The sequence below is a fragment of the Vibrio sinensis genome, from assembly GCF_003605645.1.
Classification (GTDB): domain Bacteria; phylum Pseudomonadota; class Gammaproteobacteria; order Enterobacterales; family Vibrionaceae; genus Vibrio; species Vibrio sinensis.
Genome location: NZ_QVMU01000013.1, coordinates 40,658 through 55,430, shown reverse-complemented (window position 1 = coordinate 55,430; position 14,773 = coordinate 40,658). Strand labels below are relative to the sequence as shown.

Here is a 14,773-nt window from a genome sequence, read left to right as displayed (position 1 = left end):
CTTTCAGGAATCGACGATGCTACAGTCTCAACGCTTGATATTGCGCCCTTGGCAATCTCAGGATTACCCTATATTTCGACGTATCAACCAAGATACGCTTGTTATGCGTTATTTCCCCTCGATACTTAGTGATCAAGAGTCTGATTTGCTCGCCGAGCGAATTGATGGTTTAGTTGAGGTGAATGGTTGGGGCTTTTGGGCGGTTGAATTAAAGCACACAGGGGCGTTTATCGGGTTTGTTGGATTAAATCGCCAAGAGGCAGACAGCGGTATTCCTAATGCGCCATTACTTGAAATTGGTTGGAGACTCAATTCGCGATACTGGGGAAAAGGTTATGCTCCTGAAGCGGCGAATCTTGCTCTTCAATTTGCATTTGAACAATTAAATATCGACCGCGTTTATGCTTTTACTTCCTTATTGAACTCGCCATCTATTCGTGTGATGGAAAAAATCGGCATGTGTAATTCTTTTCAAGATTTTGATCACCCTAAGTTGCCGAAAGAACATGAATTAGCACGTCATTGTTTGTATGAGATTCATCAAACTCAATGGCAATCTTTGCAGGAATCATGATGATGTCTACTCACCAGTTTTTCCCATACTCCAATCGCTTTGCTGATCTTCCCTCGTGTTTTTATACCGAACTTAAACCCGATCCACTTACTGGTTCACGCTGGGTTGCATGGAATAGCCGCTTAGCCGAGCATTTTGGATTACCTAATCAAGCAACAGAAGAATTTCGCTCTCTATTTTCGGGGGAATGTTTACCTAAAGAGATGCGCTCGTTGGCAATGAAGTACACCGGGCATCAATTTGGGGTATATAACCCGGATCTAGGCGATGGACGAGGTCTTTTACTGTGTGAAATATACGATGAGAACGGTGAAGCTCATGATGTGCATTTGAAAGGATCAGGGCTCACCCCTTACTCGCGAATGGGAGACGGTAGAGCAGTATTACGTTCAACGGTTCGCGAATATTTGTGCAGTGAAGCGATGGTTGGGCTTGGTATTCCAACCACTCAGGCCTTGGGGATGCTAACCAGTGATACGGTGGTTTACCGAGAAAAAGGAGAAGCGGGCGCGCTTCTTATCCGAGTAGCCAAAAGCCATATTCGATTTGGCCATTTTGAATATCTTTATTATACCGATCAGTTTGCTGAACTGACACTGCTGGCTGACAAGGTGATTGATTGGTATTTCCCTCATTGCCGTCAACACGAGAAGCCTTATCTTAAGATGTTTGAACAAATTATCGAACGTACCGCGGTGATGATTGCTCATTGGCAAGCGGTTGGTTTTGCACATGGTGTCATGAACAGCGATAACATGTCGATTCTTGGCGAAACATTTGATTATGGTCCATTTGGTTTCTTAGATGAATACGATCCCAATTACATTTGTAATCACTCAGATTACCAAGGTCGGTATGCATTTGAACAGCAACCGAGAATCGCATTATGGAATTTATCTGCATTGGCGCACGCGCTCTCACCTCTAATTGAACGTGATGATTTACAACAAGCATTGAGTGAATATGAAACGGTTTTGGGCAAAAAATATAGCCAGTTAATGCGAGCAAAATTAGGCTTAACCTTGAGCGTGCCAGAAGATGGCCCGTTATTTGAGTCTATGTTTGATTTATTGGTTGCGAATGGAGTGGATTACACCAATTTTATGCGCGCACTTTCGAATTTAGACGATGAGAATTTAGACGGTAACCATTCTAGTGAAAGAGCAAAAGAAGTGGTGACGGATCTGTTTGTTGATCGAGAAGCTGCGAGAGCTTGGCTTGATCTCTACTTGGTTCGTTGTGACATAGAAGTTACTGCTGATGGAGAACCTATCTCGTCCTCTGTGCGATGCGAAAGCATGAGAAAAGTGAACCCTAAATTTATTCTGCGTAACTATCTTGCGCAGGTGGCGATTGATAGAGCAGAAGAGGGAGACTACTCAGAAATTGGACGTTTAATGGGCTTATTAAGAGCGCCATTTGATGAACACGCTGGCATGGAAGCATACGCAAAGCCTCCACCGGATTGGGGTAAGAAAATGGAAATTAGCTGTTCTTCATGAATGAGGGACACCAAGTTCACGACAATTGAGAGCTAATGTTAGAGTCATGCGGTCACATAATACTTATAAATACACCGCTTTCTTTAGGCTAGCTTCAAATAATTACGACTAAATTTCGTGCTAGTACAGGTTAATTTATAGAATTTGATTATCAATTAATCAATGGAGCCTTGTCTTCATGAATGGAAAGATATTAGTCGTTGATGATGATTTTGAAATTCGAGAGTTACTCGATGAGTATTTGTCGAATTCTGGATATCAAGTAACAACGGTTAAAGATGGTGTCGAGCTGAAATTCGCTCTGCAACATGGGTACCCAGATTTGATCTTGCTGGATGTGATGTTGCCGGGAGAGGATGGTTTTTCGCTGTGTCAGACGATTCGACGAGATTCTAATGTGCCAATCATTATGCTTACAGCCGTTTCTGATGATACGGAGCAGATTATTGGTTTAGAAATTGGCGCCGATGATTATATTGCAAAGCCCTATCACCCTCGACATTTGATTGCTCGGATCAAAGCAGTATTACGCCGAGTTCAACTTAGCAGCAGTAATAGTAAAGAGGGGCCCCCTAAACGGATTACATTCGGTGATTGGTGTTTAGATCCCCTTACTCATAAAATTACCCACCAATTTTATAACCAGCAACATGACTTATCAGGCAGTGACTTTTCATTGTTGATGCTATTTCTTTCTCGTCCCAACGAAATACTTGATCGTGACACCATTTCGTATGCGACTAAAGGAAGAGGTGCTTTGCCAATGGAGCGGGGCATCGATGTACAGTTAAGCCGCTTACGTCAACGACTTGGAGATAGTGCTAAATTTCCAAGTTATATTAAAACAATGCGAGGCAACGGCTATATCTTGTCTGTACCGGTAAATTATGAGCATTGATCGACGTCGAGACCACTCATGAAGTTAAACTCGTTGGTATCAAGAACATTAGCTTTGACTTTGTTTGCCGCTTTGCTCGCTCAAGCGATTGCGACCACGATTTGGTACTCAGAATCTAAGCAGAGAAAGATTGCTGGCGTAACGTCTACATCAGAAAGTATGGCGAATATGTTTGCCTCTACGATCACGTTTTTTCAATCGCTTCCTCTTAGCTATCGACATATTGTGCTTAACCAAATTCGCAATATGGGCGGTACGCGTTTTTTCGTTTCTTTCAATAAACAGAAGTTAACGGTTGAGCCTATTGCTGAGAATAAATTGAAGCATGCGTCAGTAAACGCAATTCAGCAGGTTTTAAATGCGGAATTGCCGCGTGTCCGTTCGATCTCTGTGGATTTTTCACATCGTCAGAATCTGCGTCTTTTAAAAAATGATCTTTATTTAAGCGATTTACCCAAATCCTGGGCTCATCACACGCTAACCTTGTTACCCATCGATCCTCCGGTGTTAGTGGTGCAAATTGAATTGTCACCGGATGAGTGGATCTATATCGCAGCGTTATTACCAGCACCTTATATGATGCTTGATGACACGGTTTTAGGCCAAGAGCAGTGGTGGTTTCTTCTTTTATCAACGTCGCTATTATTAGGGTTGACTTTCTTATTGATGCGTCGACAAGTCAAACCATTAAAGCGCTTGGCAAAAGCGGCGAATGAAATGAGCATGGACATCAATCAAGCCCCACTTAGAGAAGAGGGCGCAAGTGAATTGGTGACTGCGACGCGCGCGTTCAACCGTATGCAGCAAAGAATACGTCGTTATATATCAGATAGAGAGCGATTATTTTCCTCTATCTCTCATGATTTAAAAACCCCAATCACTCGGCTTCGATTGCGAACAGAACTGCTTACTGAACCCTCTAAACGCGATAAATTTAATCGTGATCTTGATGAGTTAGAGATGATGGTTAAAGGGGCGTTACAGTGTGTTCATGATACGGATTTACATGAAAATAATGCGGAAATTAATCTGAGCGCGTTACTCAATTCTTTGACTGAAACAATGAATCAAGAGGTGCATCAAGTCGAGGTGATTTCTGATGCTATCGAGCCTATCGTGGCAAAACCTTTGGCGATAAAAAGGGTAATGAGCAATCTAATCGACAATGCCGTTAAATATGGAGGGTATACAACCGTGGTTGTAAATAGTGTCCCTAACGGTGTAACGATTACGATTTCAGATACAGGAAAAGGCATACCCGAAGCAAAACTTGAAGCGGTATTTGAGCCTTATTTTCGCTTGTCCTTTGATAAAGATGGTCATGGCTTGGGGCTTGGTATTTGTCGAAATATTGTTCGTGGGCATGGTGGGGATCTCATTTTGAGTAATCGTCGAGAGGGAGGACTGCAAGCTCAAGTCTTTCTTCCATCAGGGGTGGATGAGTAATGTAACAATATTGTTACCACTGGCTTACTCTTTGTTTCAAACCAAAGACATTTCGTTAGTTACACTCCTTGCGAATACAAAAAGTAGGATACACAGGCAGATTAAGAACGCATTACATCTACGAGTTGGATTTCTGTTTTATTGAAATCACTAACGCGTGCCTCGAACACGTTATGTCATGGGGTTATCTTATGGGCAATGAATACCATAGATAACAGGTTCCATGGACAATTTGTACGATAAAGTAATGCAGGGATGTGTTCTTTGACCCGAGTGAATCCTGAGCCTAATCCTCACAGGGAAAGATAACGATGAAACTCAATAAAACCTTACTTATGTTTTCTTTATTAACCGCCACATCTGCAACCAATGCGGGTCAAGTAGAGGTGCTGCACTGGTGGACGTCTGGTGGTGAAGCCAAAGCACTCAATGCCCTAAAAGATATGCTTGAAGAGCAAGGCCACGATTGGAAAGATTTTGCCGTAGCGGGTGGCGGTGGCGAAAGTGCCATGACGGTGTTAAAAACTCGAGCCGTGTCCGGTAACCCTCCATCTGCAGCGCAAATCGTTGGCCATGACATTCAAGAGTGGGGCGGGTTAGGTTTTTTAACCAACTTGGATGATGTCGCTAAACAAGGGGGGTGGGAACAAGTGGTTCCGCCAATGGTGACAGACATTATGAAATTTAATGATGGTTATGTAGCAGTTCCAGTGAACGTTCACCGAGTTAATTGGTTGTGGGCTAACCCTAGGGCTTTTGAAAAGGCGGAGGCGAAAGTCCCAACAACTCTTGAAGAGTTTTTTATCGCTGGGGATAAATTAAAAGCGGCTGGAATTATTCCTCTTGCCCATGGTGGGCAACCTTGGCAAGACGCGACAGTATTTGAAGCAGTCGCTCTTGAGGTACTGGGCAGTGAAGATTACCTCAAAGCGTTCGTTGAGCTGGATATGGACGTATTGTCTGGTGAGAAGATGGTTGAGGTATTCACTCAATTCAAGAAAATGCGTAATTATATTGATGCCAATTCCCCTGGACGTGATTGGAACGTTGCAACGACGATGGTGATCAATGGTGATGCGGCGATGCAAATTATGGGGGACTGGGCAAAGGGTGAGTTTTCAGCAGCAGGAAAAGTTGCGGGTAAAGATTATATCTGTGTTCCAGCCCCGGGTACGTCTGGTCAGTTTACCCATAACGTTGATAGTTTCGCTTTCTTTGAGCTGAGTGATGAAAAAAGCAAGAAAGCCCAGAAAGCACTCGCGGCAACCATTCTTGACCCTAAGTTCCAAGAGGTATTCAACTTAAATAAAGGATCAATTCCTGTTCGCTTAGATATGGATATGTCGAAGTTTGATACTTGTGCATTGGATTCGATGGCTGATTTTAAATCGACCGCAAAAACAGGTGATTTAGTGCCAAGTATGGCGCATGGCATGGCGACCACCAGCTATGCACAAGGAGCTATCTTTGATGTAGTGACACACTTCTTTAATGATAAAAATGCGGATCCGAAACAAGCCGCGAAGAAACTTGCTAAAGCAGTGAAAGCGGCCATTTAGTTCATGGTTTAGTTTGTGTGAAAACAGGTAGATTTATAGGGAGTCCGCCTGTTTTTCTTTGGCTTGCTAATCTGTGCAAGGATTATCTATGGAACAGACAATCACTCGTTCTTCAACTTTACAAGCGGTAAAGCCGACGTTTGCCGATCGTCTGCAAAGTTGGCTACCCAAGCTTGTACTTGCGCCCACTATGCTTATTACCGTGGTGTGTATTTATGGCTACATTTTTTGGACAGCACTGCTGTCGCTAACCAATTCTCGATTTTTACCAAGCTTTCAATTTGTTGGTTTTGCACAATATGAAAAATTGATGGAAAACGACCGCTGGGTTACCTCGATTACAAATCTAGGTATTTTTGGTGTTCTTTTCATTGTCATCGCTATTGCACTTGGAGTCATGTTAGCGATCTTATTGGACCAAAATATTCGTCAAGAGGGGGCAATTCGTACCATCTATCTTTATCCGATGGCGCTTTCTTTTATTGTTACGGGGACAGCATGGAAGTGGATATTAAACCCTGGACTTGGTATTGAAAAACTAGTCCATGATTGGGGATTTGAGTCTTTTCGTTTTGATTGGTTGGTTAATTCAGATATGTCGGTGTATACCCTTGTCATTGCAGCGGTTTGGCAATCTTCAGGGTTTGTTATGGCAATGTTTTTGGCCGGGCTACGAAGTATTGACTCTTCGATAATTAAAGCTGCTCAGATTGATGGCGCAAGCTTACCCACTATTTATTGGCGTATTATTTTACCGTGTCTACGCCCGGTGTTTCTCAGTGCTGTCATCATCACTTCACATATTGCTATTAAGAGCTTTGATCTTGTTACGGCAATGACCGCAGGAGGTCCAGGTTATTCATCAGACTTACCTGCGTTATTTATGTATGCACATTCATTTACACGAGGACAAATTGGTCTTGGCGCTGCCAGCGCGATAATGATGTTAGCCGGTATTTTAGCGATTTTAATCCCATATCTGTATTCAGAACTGAGAGAGAAAAAATCATGAAGCGGATGAATATTTCAAGACTATTTTTGTACGCGGTTTTACTGGCCTTTTGTCTCGTATATCTGATGCCGCTGTTTGTGATGGTGATGACCTCATTAAAAACGTTGCCAGATATTAAAGCCGGAAATTTGATGAGTTTTCCCCAAGAGTGGGTATTAGATGCTTGGTATAAGGCATGGGGAGGTGCTTGTACGGGGATCACTTGCGAGGGGGTAAAAAGTTATTTTTGGAATTCGTTCAAAATGGTTATTCCAGCGGTAGTCTTCTCAACCTTAATTGGGGCCTTTAATGGTTATGTGGTGAGTAAGTGGCAGTTTAAAGGTTCCAATTTGTTTTTTAGCTTACTGTTATTTGGCTGCTTTATTCCATTTCAAGTCATTTTACTACCTATGGCCGCAGTATTGGGCAAGTTGGGATTAGCCAATACAATTACCGGTCTTGCTCTGGTGCATATTGTCTATGGTGCCGCGTTTACCACTTTATTTTTCCGCAATTTTTATATCGGCATTCCTGATGAGTTAGTGAAAGCGGCAAAACTCGATGGCGCAGGTTTTTTCACCATATTTTTTAAGATATTACTGCCTCTATCGACTCCGATCATCATGGTTACGGTGATTTGGCAGTTTACAGCAATTTGGAATGACTTTTTGTTTGGTGTGGTTTACTCAGGGGCTGAAACGCAGCCTATCACAGTGGCATTAAATAATTTGGTCAATACCAGTACCGGTGTGAAAGAGTACAACGTTGATATGGCTGCTGCGATTATCGCAGGTTTGCCGACGCTGGTGGTTTATGTACTCGCGGGTAAATATTTTGTTCGTGGACTTACCGCTGGATCAGTAAAAGGATAATTATTATGGCGACTTTAGATTTAAAACAGATTCGAAAAACTTACCCTAAAGCCGATCAAGAAACGTTGAAAGGAATTGATATCAGCATTGAGTCAGGAGAGTTTTTGATTTTAGTTGGCCCCTCCGGTTGCGGAAAATCGACGCTAATGAACACCATCGCTGGATTGGAAGATATAAGCTCTGGGGACATTGTCATTGATGGCCGTGAAGTTTCGCATGTAGAGCCGAAAGATCGAGACATCGCGATGGTGTTCCAGTCTTACGCGCTCTATCCCAATATGACGGTACGAGGTAATATCGCTTTTGGTTTGAAAATTAGGAAAATGTCAGCCAGAGATATTGATACAGAAGTTCAAAGGGTAGCTCAAATGCTGCAAATTGATCATTTGCTTGAGCGAAAGCCGTCACAGTTGTCTGGCGGACAACGTCAACGTGTCGCAATGGGGCGGGCGTTGGCTCGTCGCCCTAAGCTATATCTTTTCGATGAGCCACTATCGAATCTTGACGCGAAACTTAGGGTGGAAATGCGACATCAAATTAAGCGGTTACACCAACAGTTAAATACCACGATAGTATATGTTACTCATGACCAAATTGAAGCCATGACGCTAGCAGATCGCATCGCGGTGATGAAAGACGGCGAAGTTCAGCAACTCGGTACCCCAAATGAGATATACACCAAGCCAAATAATATGTTTGTCGCGGGTTTTATGGGCTCACCATCAATGAACTTTATTTATGCGACAGTCGAAATGAATAACGAGCAGCACCCTATCATTTACATCAAGACTCAAGATCAACATTCGCACCCTATACGTTTACCTGACGTAATGAGTCGGTACTGTGGGCAAGATATTGTAGTGGGGTTACGCCCTGAAAATATCACTGAGAAATGTAGTGAAGAGTCATCAAAATGTACCACTATTAACTTAGCGGTTGATGTGATTGAGCCTACTGGTCCGGAAACAATTGCAATGTTTACTGTAAACAATCAGGTAATCGCAGGCCGATTCGCACCAGAGTTTGAAGCGAAACCCAGCGATGTGATTCCAATTCATTTTGAATTGTCGAAAGCAGTGTTTTTTGATGTGAAAACACAATTACGTTTGGATGTTTGATTGTCGAAAAGTCAAAACGTCTATCGATTAGATAGAGAGGAAGTAAATGGAAGCTGGATGTGAATATCTATCTTTCATTTATTTCTTTTGGTTTGAATTTTAGTTCGTACTCTCACCTCATATAGATTAGTCGAGAGATGATTTTAATGTGAGTGAAAAGTTGCCATTTTGTTGCTTTTGAATGGGTGAATTTCACCCATTCCTTGATGTGAATATTCTTATTTGTCATGTTTACATACATTCCGCTTTGCTAAAGTTAAATAAAATCAAATTCTTACGTTGAATTGTCTTACTTGGCCTGCATGTTGCTCTCTATGTTGCATCAATACCCAAAGATTGGGATTGTTCCATTAACAAGGAGAAGAATAATGTTAAAGCCTTTGACCCTACTGTCTGCTTCTATTCTGGCAGTGACGAGCTTCAATGCAGCCGCGAATTGTGATCCAGGTGAGACGGTCGTTAAGTTCAGCCATGTGACTAACACAGATAAGCACCCGAAAGGGATTGCTGCTTCACTACTAGAGCAACGTGTCAATGATGAAATGAACGGGAAGCTATGTTTACAAGTGTTCCCGAACTCGACGCTTTATGATGATAACAAAGTACTTGAAGCTCTTCTAAACGGTGACGTGCAACTGGCTGCCCCTTCTCTATCTAAGTTTGAAAAATTCACGAAACAGTACCGTATTTTCGACCTACCTTTCCTGTTTGAAGACGTTGACGCTGTCGACCGTTTCCAAAATTCAGAGTCAGGTGACAAACTGAAAAATGCGATGAAACGTCGTGGCTTGCAAGGGCTAGCATTTTGGCACAATGGTATGAAGCAAATGTCTGCGAACAAGCCATTACTTTCGCCGAAAGATGCTGAGGGATTGAAGTTCCGTGTTCAAGCGTCAGACGTATTAGTCGCGCAATTTGAGCAATTGGGTGCTAACCCGCAGAAAATGTCATTTAAAGAAGTTTATGGTGGCCTGCAAACTAAGGTTATCGATGGCCAAGAAAATACATGGTCAAACATCTACGGCAAAAAATTCTTTGAAGTCCAAGACGGTATTACTGAAACCAATCACGGTATTCTGGATTATCTAGTTGTGACATCGACTGACTTTTGGAAAGGACTTCCAGCGGATCAGCGTGAGCAGCTAAACACGATCATTCAAGAAGTGAGTGAAACTCGAAATGCTGAATCAAGCAAAGTGAACCTAGCGAACAAAACCAACATCATCGAAGCGGGTGGTGTTGTACGTACGCTTACGCCTGAACAGCGTCAAGAATGGGTTGTTGCACTTCAACCTGTATGGCAGAAGTTCGAGAAAGATATAGGTTCAGAGCTTATTGAAGCGGCGCTAGCTTCGAACAAACAACAATAATAATAACACCGTTTAATTAGGGCTCTTTTGTAGCATCTTGCCTCCCCTGACAGGGTGCTATATCGGGAAAAGAGCCTATTTTCTTTTGAGTGAAGTAACTATGGAACAGTCTGTTTTTGCCAGAATAGGGAAGGTAACGGATGCCATTGAGGAAACGTTGATTGCGTTTTTTCTAGGGGCGATGACCTTGTTGACGTTTGCCAACGTCATTTTTCGATATGTGTTCAATGACAATATTCTTTGGGCGCTCGAGTTAACAGTATTCATGTTCGCCTGGATGGTGCTTGTTGGCGCATCTTATGGTGTAAAAAAACATTTTCATATTGGTGTCGATGTCATTATTAATTTGGCACCAGAGCGGCTACGCAAAGTCTATGCATTAATGGCGGCAGCTTGTTGCTTAGCGTTTTCTATTCTTCTACTGATCGGTTCTTGGAACTATTGGTACCCATTTGCAACGGATAGAGCTTGGTATGAAACCGACGATATTCCAATGCCAGAGATGTTGCAGTTCTTAGCGGATTGGCTAAATGAGGGGGAGCGATACGAGAAACTTCCACGCTTTATTCCTTATATGGCGCTACCGATTGGAATGGCAATGCTAACGTTCCGTTTTGCCCAAGCTACCTATCAAATTGCAACGAACAAATTAGATCGCTTGATCGCTGGACATGAAACAGAAGAAGATCTCGAAGCTCTAAAAGCAGAGTTGGCCCCTGCCGCTGAAGCGATGGATCCAAAGAAAAATAATCAAGATGGCAAGGAGAGCTAATCCGTGGATATTTTGTTCTTATTCATAATGGTGATTGGTTTTATGCTCTTTGGCGTACCAATTGCCGTATCACTCGGTCTATCGAGTATTGTTTTTTTGATGATTCACTCTGATGCTTCTTTGGCATCTGTTGCGCAGACACTATTTAACGCATTTGCGGGTCACTATACTCTTCTTGCGATACCGTTTTTTATTCTTGCTTCTAGCTTTATGTCAACCGGTGGTGTGGCGAAACGCATCATTCGTTTCGCGATTGCAATGGTGGGTTGGTTCCGTGGTGGTTTAGCCATGGCATCTGTTGTTGCTTGTATGATGTTTGCGGCTTTGTCTGGCTCATCGCCAGCAACCGTGGTCGCCATTGGTAGTATTGTAATCGCTGGAATGGTCAAAAATGGTTATTCAAAAGATTTTGCCGCTGGTGTTATTTGTAACGCAGGTACGCTAGGGATTTTGATTCCACCATCTATCGTAATGGTTGTTTATGCCGCCGCTACTGATGTTTCGGTTGGGCGAATGTTCCTTGGTGGTGTTATTCCAGGCTTACTTGCTGGTGTGATGCTGATGATTGCCATCTATATTGCCGCTCGAGTGAAGAAACTACCTAAACAACCTTTCGTGGGTTGGAAAGAGATGTTTGCTTCCGCGAAAGATGCCAGTTGGGGATTGTTGCTGGTGGTAATTATTCTTGGTGGTATTTATGGGGGGATTTTCACCCCAACGGAAGCGGCGGCTGTTGCTGCTGTCTATTCGTTCCTTATTGCGAATTTTATCTATAAAGATATGGGACCTTTTGCGGATAAGAAAAATACTAAACCTGTAGTTGTTAAAGTGGTGCAAGCGTTTGTGCATAAAGACACAAAACACACCCTTTACGAGGCGGGTAAGTTAACCATCATGCTGTTGTTCATTATAGCGAACGCATTGATTCTAAAGCATGTGTTAACGGAAGAACGCATCCCTCAAATGATCACTGAGTCTATGCTTTCGGCGGGATTAGGACCGATTACTTTCCTCATTGTCGTGAACGTATTGCTCTTGATTGGTGGCCAGTTTATGGAACCATCTGGCTTGCTGATCATCGTAGCCCCATTAGTCTTCCCAATCGCTATTGCTCTGGGTATTGACCCGATTCACCTTGGCATCATGATGGTGGTGAACATGGAGATAGGGATGATAACACCGCCGGTTGGGCTGAATTTGTTTGTCACAGCCGGGGTTGCGAAGATGTCGATGATGCAAGTCGTGAAAGCGGCGCTTCCGTGGGTCGGCGTGATGTTCTTATTCCTGATTATCGTAACTTATGTACCTTGGGTATCAACTTGGTTACCAACCACCTTAATGGGCCCTGAAATTATCACTAAGTAGCGCCTGGCGTTCGGCCAGTCACTCACAAAATATCATAAGCAATGAGGAGGTCTTAGACCTCCTCATTTATTTGTTTTGCACTATTATGTCTAGGATCAATAACGTGTCTTCGTTCGTAGAATCGCCATTTTATTTGACGAGCTTGACGCCTATCTTTACCTGAACGTTGCTCAGTATGATAAATACCATCAACAAGTACGGTCTCTGTAACGACAGCAACTTTTGTTTTCTCTCCCATTGACACATCTCCTCTTCATCCATGAAGTCTATTCATTTTTTCGTTGGTAACGAACAGAATAGAAAACTCAATGTGGTCACACAATAACGACGTCTTAATCTAAATATGGACTCAATCGCAAATTTTTGCTTTTAAAGCTTATTGATTAACCCAAGCTTAGCTCAATTACGCGGCAACGATAACAGGGTGACCTTGAGTCGGATGCGAAATGATGGTGACTTTGTGTTGGTAGACTTGCTCAATGACCTCAGCTCGAAGCGCGTTTTCAGGGGGAGCATCAATGGCGATTTTTCCGTTATTAAGTATCACGATACGATCGGCGTAATGGGCTGCTAGATTAAGATCATGTAGAACAGCTACCACGGTTGCGCCTTGGTGAGCGAGCTCGCGAGCCAACGCTAAGGTGCTATGTTGATGTTGAATGTCTAACGCAGAAGTTGGTTCGTCGAGTAGTATCACTTTGTTACCTCCACTTTGCTCTAACTGAGTTAATACACGCGCCAGATGGATTCGTTGTTTTTCGCCACCAGATAATGTCGGATACGCCCGTTGAGCAAGGTGCATGACATCAGTTTGTGCCATATTACTGTCGATGACAGCATTCAACGTTTCACCTGGCATGGATAACCCTAAGCCGCCTAGAGCAACGACCTCTCGAGCCGTGAAGTTAAAAGATAACGAACTACTTTGAGGTAAGACGCCAAAGTGATGAGCTAAATGTTCACTTGACCAAACATCTCGTTCCTTTCCAAACAGAGTAAACTGCCCATGGGCACCTATTTCCCCCGTTAGTGCTTTCAGTAAGGTACTTTTTCCCGTGCCATTAGGCCCAAGAAGCGCGGTAAACTCGCCTCGATTGAGCGACAAACTGATATCGTCCAAGATGTTTCGACCACTTAATGTAACAGAGAGATTTTGAATAGAAACGGTCGTGCTGGCGCGATAGTCTGCAATTGAAGCTTGATTGGTTGACGGCTTAGATGAGAATAGCGATAACATTACAAACGCCCCTTTTGTTTAATCAATAACCAGATAAAAAATGGTGCGCCCAATAATGCGGTGACGATGCCAACGGGCATATCTAATGGTGCGACAATTGTTCGAGCAAGCATATCTGCGACTAATAAAAGTAGTGCGCCTAAGAATAAAGTGACGGGCAGTAGTGAGCGGAAATTAGGCCCAATCAGCATTCTTGCAAGGTGAGGAACGATAAGACCGATGAACCCAATGATGCCGGCCAGAGCCACGGTTACACCAACGCCAGCAGCCGCCAAAATAATCAGACGTCTTTTTAATGATTGAACATTGATACCCATATGACGCGCTTCTGCTTCACCTAAAAGCATCGCATTGAGCTTATCTGCATCACGATAGTAAGCAGCAAAGAGAACGATAAGTGTGATAAAAGCGAGCCATAAACTGCGAGGATTAGCCCCAGCTAGAGAACCCATAGTCCAGAGAGAAAGGTCTCGCAGTGCTTGGTCATCAGCAAAATAGTTGAGCAAACCAAGGGCTGCACCAGTTAGAGCTGCGATGGCAACACCAGCAAGTAACATCATGGTGACAGAAGTACCGTTAACGCCAGTTCCTAAACGATAAACGGCAAAGGTGATGATTGTTCCCCCAAAACAGGCAAATACAGGGACAGTGCCGAATAACAATAGTGTTGGGTAGCTGGTTGCGAGTTCGCTAAACAAGACTATCGCGATGGCTGCCCCAAGAGCTGCCCCAGATGAGACACCAATAATGCCAGGATCAGCAAGAGGATTACGGAAAAGCCCTTGCATGACGGCGCCGCAGATAGCAAGAATGCCGCCGACCGAGATCGCTAATAATGTGCGAGGTAAGCGCACTTGTTGTACGATCATGGTGATGTGTGTTGGCAAGTCTGCACTGTTACCAGAAAAAATAGAGCTGGGTAGTAGTGATTTGATGCTATCCAAAAAACTGATATTCATTGGTCCAACACTAATTGACGCGATAGTGGCTAAATAAAGAGCAATAGCGGCGAGCACACATAGACTTTTAGCGTTAAGTATGCGCGTTGATACTTTCGTTGATACCATCT

General features: G+C 43.3%; 14 protein-coding genes. 11 read left to right on the top strand and 3 right to left on the bottom strand.

Translation table 11 applies throughout. The annotated features are described in order from the left end of the window. Window positions 1-16: 16 nt before the first annotated feature. From DZ860_RS14090 to DZ860_RS14040, 11 genes are all read left to right on the top strand, one after another. Entirely contained in the window at window positions 17-574 is a 558-nt protein-coding gene (locus tag DZ860_RS14090; protein ID WP_120032339.1) for a GNAT family N-acetyltransferase, read from the top strand. Window positions 575-576: 2 nt separating this feature from the next. Beyond that, complete coding sequence (locus DZ860_RS14085; protein WP_120032449.1) at window positions 577-2,076, top strand: protein adenylyltransferase SelO; 1,500 nt, start codon at window positions 577-579, stop codon at window positions 2,074-2,076. A 178-nt stretch (window positions 2,077-2,254) separates the two neighbouring features. After that, window positions 2,255-2,974: a response regulator gene (locus DZ860_RS14080; protein ID WP_120032337.1), complete on the top strand. Its 720-nt coding sequence runs from the start codon at window positions 2,255-2,257 to the stop codon at window positions 2,972-2,974. A gap of 18 nt (window positions 2,975-2,992) precedes the next feature. Next, entirely contained in the window at window positions 2,993-4,420 is a 1,428-nt protein-coding gene (locus DZ860_RS14075; RefSeq protein WP_120032335.1) for an ATP-binding protein, read from the top strand. A 311-nt stretch (window positions 4,421-4,731) separates the two neighbouring features. Beyond that, window positions 4,732-5,979, top strand: a complete 1,248-nt coding sequence (locus DZ860_RS14070) for an ABC transporter substrate-binding protein (RefSeq protein WP_120032333.1) — start codon at window positions 4,732-4,734, stop codon at window positions 5,977-5,979. Between the two features lie 88 nt (window positions 5,980-6,067). Next, window positions 6,068-6,991, top strand: a complete 924-nt coding sequence (locus tag DZ860_RS14065) for a carbohydrate ABC transporter permease (RefSeq protein WP_120032331.1) — start codon at window positions 6,068-6,070, stop codon at window positions 6,989-6,991. After that, window positions 6,988-7,842, top strand: a complete 855-nt coding sequence (locus DZ860_RS14060; protein WP_439333135.1) for a carbohydrate ABC transporter permease — start codon at window positions 6,988-6,990, stop codon at window positions 7,840-7,842. Before DZ860_RS14065 ends, DZ860_RS14060 begins: the two co-directional genes overlap by 4 nt. Before the next feature lie 5 nt (window positions 7,843-7,847). Beyond that, window positions 7,848-8,960 (top strand): ABC transporter ATP-binding protein, encoded by a 1,113-nt coding sequence (locus DZ860_RS14055; protein WP_120032327.1) that lies wholly within the window; start codon window positions 7,848-7,850, stop codon window positions 8,958-8,960. A gap of 368 nt (window positions 8,961-9,328) precedes the next feature. Continuing rightward, complete coding sequence (locus tag DZ860_RS14050) at window positions 9,329-10,330, top strand: DctP family TRAP transporter solute-binding subunit (RefSeq protein WP_120032325.1); 1,002 nt, start codon at window positions 9,329-9,331, stop codon at window positions 10,328-10,330. Window positions 10,331-10,430: 100 nt separating this feature from the next. Beyond that, complete coding sequence (locus DZ860_RS14045; RefSeq protein WP_120032323.1) at window positions 10,431-11,102, top strand: TRAP transporter small permease; 672 nt, start codon at window positions 10,431-10,433, stop codon at window positions 11,100-11,102. A 3-nt stretch (window positions 11,103-11,105) separates the two neighbouring features. Continuing rightward, a complete protein-coding gene (locus tag DZ860_RS14040; protein ID WP_120032321.1) occupies window positions 11,106-12,467 on the top strand; it encodes a TRAP transporter large permease in 1,362 nt (453 codons plus the stop codon). Between the two features lie 52 nt (window positions 12,468-12,519). Here the strand turns inward: DZ860_RS14040 and DZ860_RS14035 are convergent, their stop codons facing one another. The 3 genes from DZ860_RS14035 to DZ860_RS14025 form a co-directional block, all read right to left on the bottom strand. Next, entirely contained in the window at window positions 12,520-12,705 is a 186-nt protein-coding gene (locus DZ860_RS14035) for a hypothetical protein (RefSeq protein WP_120032320.1), read from the bottom strand. Window positions 12,706-12,870: 165 nt separating this feature from the next. Continuing rightward, the gene (locus DZ860_RS14030; protein ID WP_120032318.1) at window positions 12,871-13,704 is read right to left on the bottom strand and encodes a heme ABC transporter ATP-binding protein; all 834 of its coding nucleotides are present in this window, start codon (window positions 13,702-13,704) and stop codon (window positions 12,871-12,873) included. Then, on the bottom strand, window positions 13,704-14,771 hold the full coding sequence (locus DZ860_RS14025; protein ID WP_120032447.1) for a FecCD family ABC transporter permease: 1,068 nt from the start codon (window positions 14,769-14,771) through the stop codon (window positions 13,704-13,706). Before DZ860_RS14025 ends, DZ860_RS14030 begins: the two co-directional genes overlap by 1 nt. Window positions 14,772-14,773 lie beyond the last annotated feature (2 nt).

Bases quoted from the DNA above. Each gene is read 5' to 3' on its own strand.
- DZ860_RS14090 (WP_120032339.1), top strand. From the start codon at position 17: ATGCTACAGTCTCAACGCTTGATATTGCGCCCTTGGCAATCTCAGGAT.
- DZ860_RS14085 (WP_120032449.1), top strand. From the start codon at position 577: ATGTCTACTCACCAGTTTTTCCCATACTCCAATCGCTTTGCTGATCTT.
- DZ860_RS14080 (WP_120032337.1), top strand. From the start codon at position 2,255: ATGAATGGAAAGATATTAGTCGTTGATGATGATTTTGAAATTCGAGAG.
- DZ860_RS14075 (WP_120032335.1), top strand. From the start codon at position 2,993: ATGAAGTTAAACTCGTTGGTATCAAGAACATTAGCTTTGACTTTGTTT.
- DZ860_RS14070 (WP_120032333.1), top strand. From the start codon at position 4,732: ATGAAACTCAATAAAACCTTACTTATGTTTTCTTTATTAACCGCCACA.
- DZ860_RS14065 (WP_120032331.1), top strand. From the start codon at position 6,068: ATGGAACAGACAATCACTCGTTCTTCAACTTTACAAGCGGTAAAGCCG.
- DZ860_RS14060 (WP_439333135.1), top strand. From the start codon at position 6,988: ATGAAGCGGATGAATATTTCAAGACTATTTTTGTACGCGGTTTTACTG.
- DZ860_RS14055 (WP_120032327.1), top strand. From the start codon at position 7,848: ATGGCGACTTTAGATTTAAAACAGATTCGAAAAACTTACCCTAAAGCC.
- DZ860_RS14050 (WP_120032325.1), top strand. From the start codon at position 9,329: ATGTTAAAGCCTTTGACCCTACTGTCTGCTTCTATTCTGGCAGTGACG.
- DZ860_RS14045 (WP_120032323.1), top strand. From the start codon at position 10,431: ATGGAACAGTCTGTTTTTGCCAGAATAGGGAAGGTAACGGATGCCATT.
- DZ860_RS14035 (WP_120032320.1), bottom strand. From the start codon at position 12,705: ATGGGAGAGAAAACAAAAGTTGCTGTCGTTACAGAGACCGTACTTGTT.
- DZ860_RS14030 (WP_120032318.1), bottom strand. From the start codon at position 13,704: ATGTTATCGCTATTCTCATCTAAGCCGTCAACCAATCAAGCTTCAATT.
- DZ860_RS14025 (WP_120032447.1), bottom strand. From the start codon at position 14,771: ATGGTATCAACGAAAGTATCAACGCGCATACTTAACGCTAAAAGTCTA.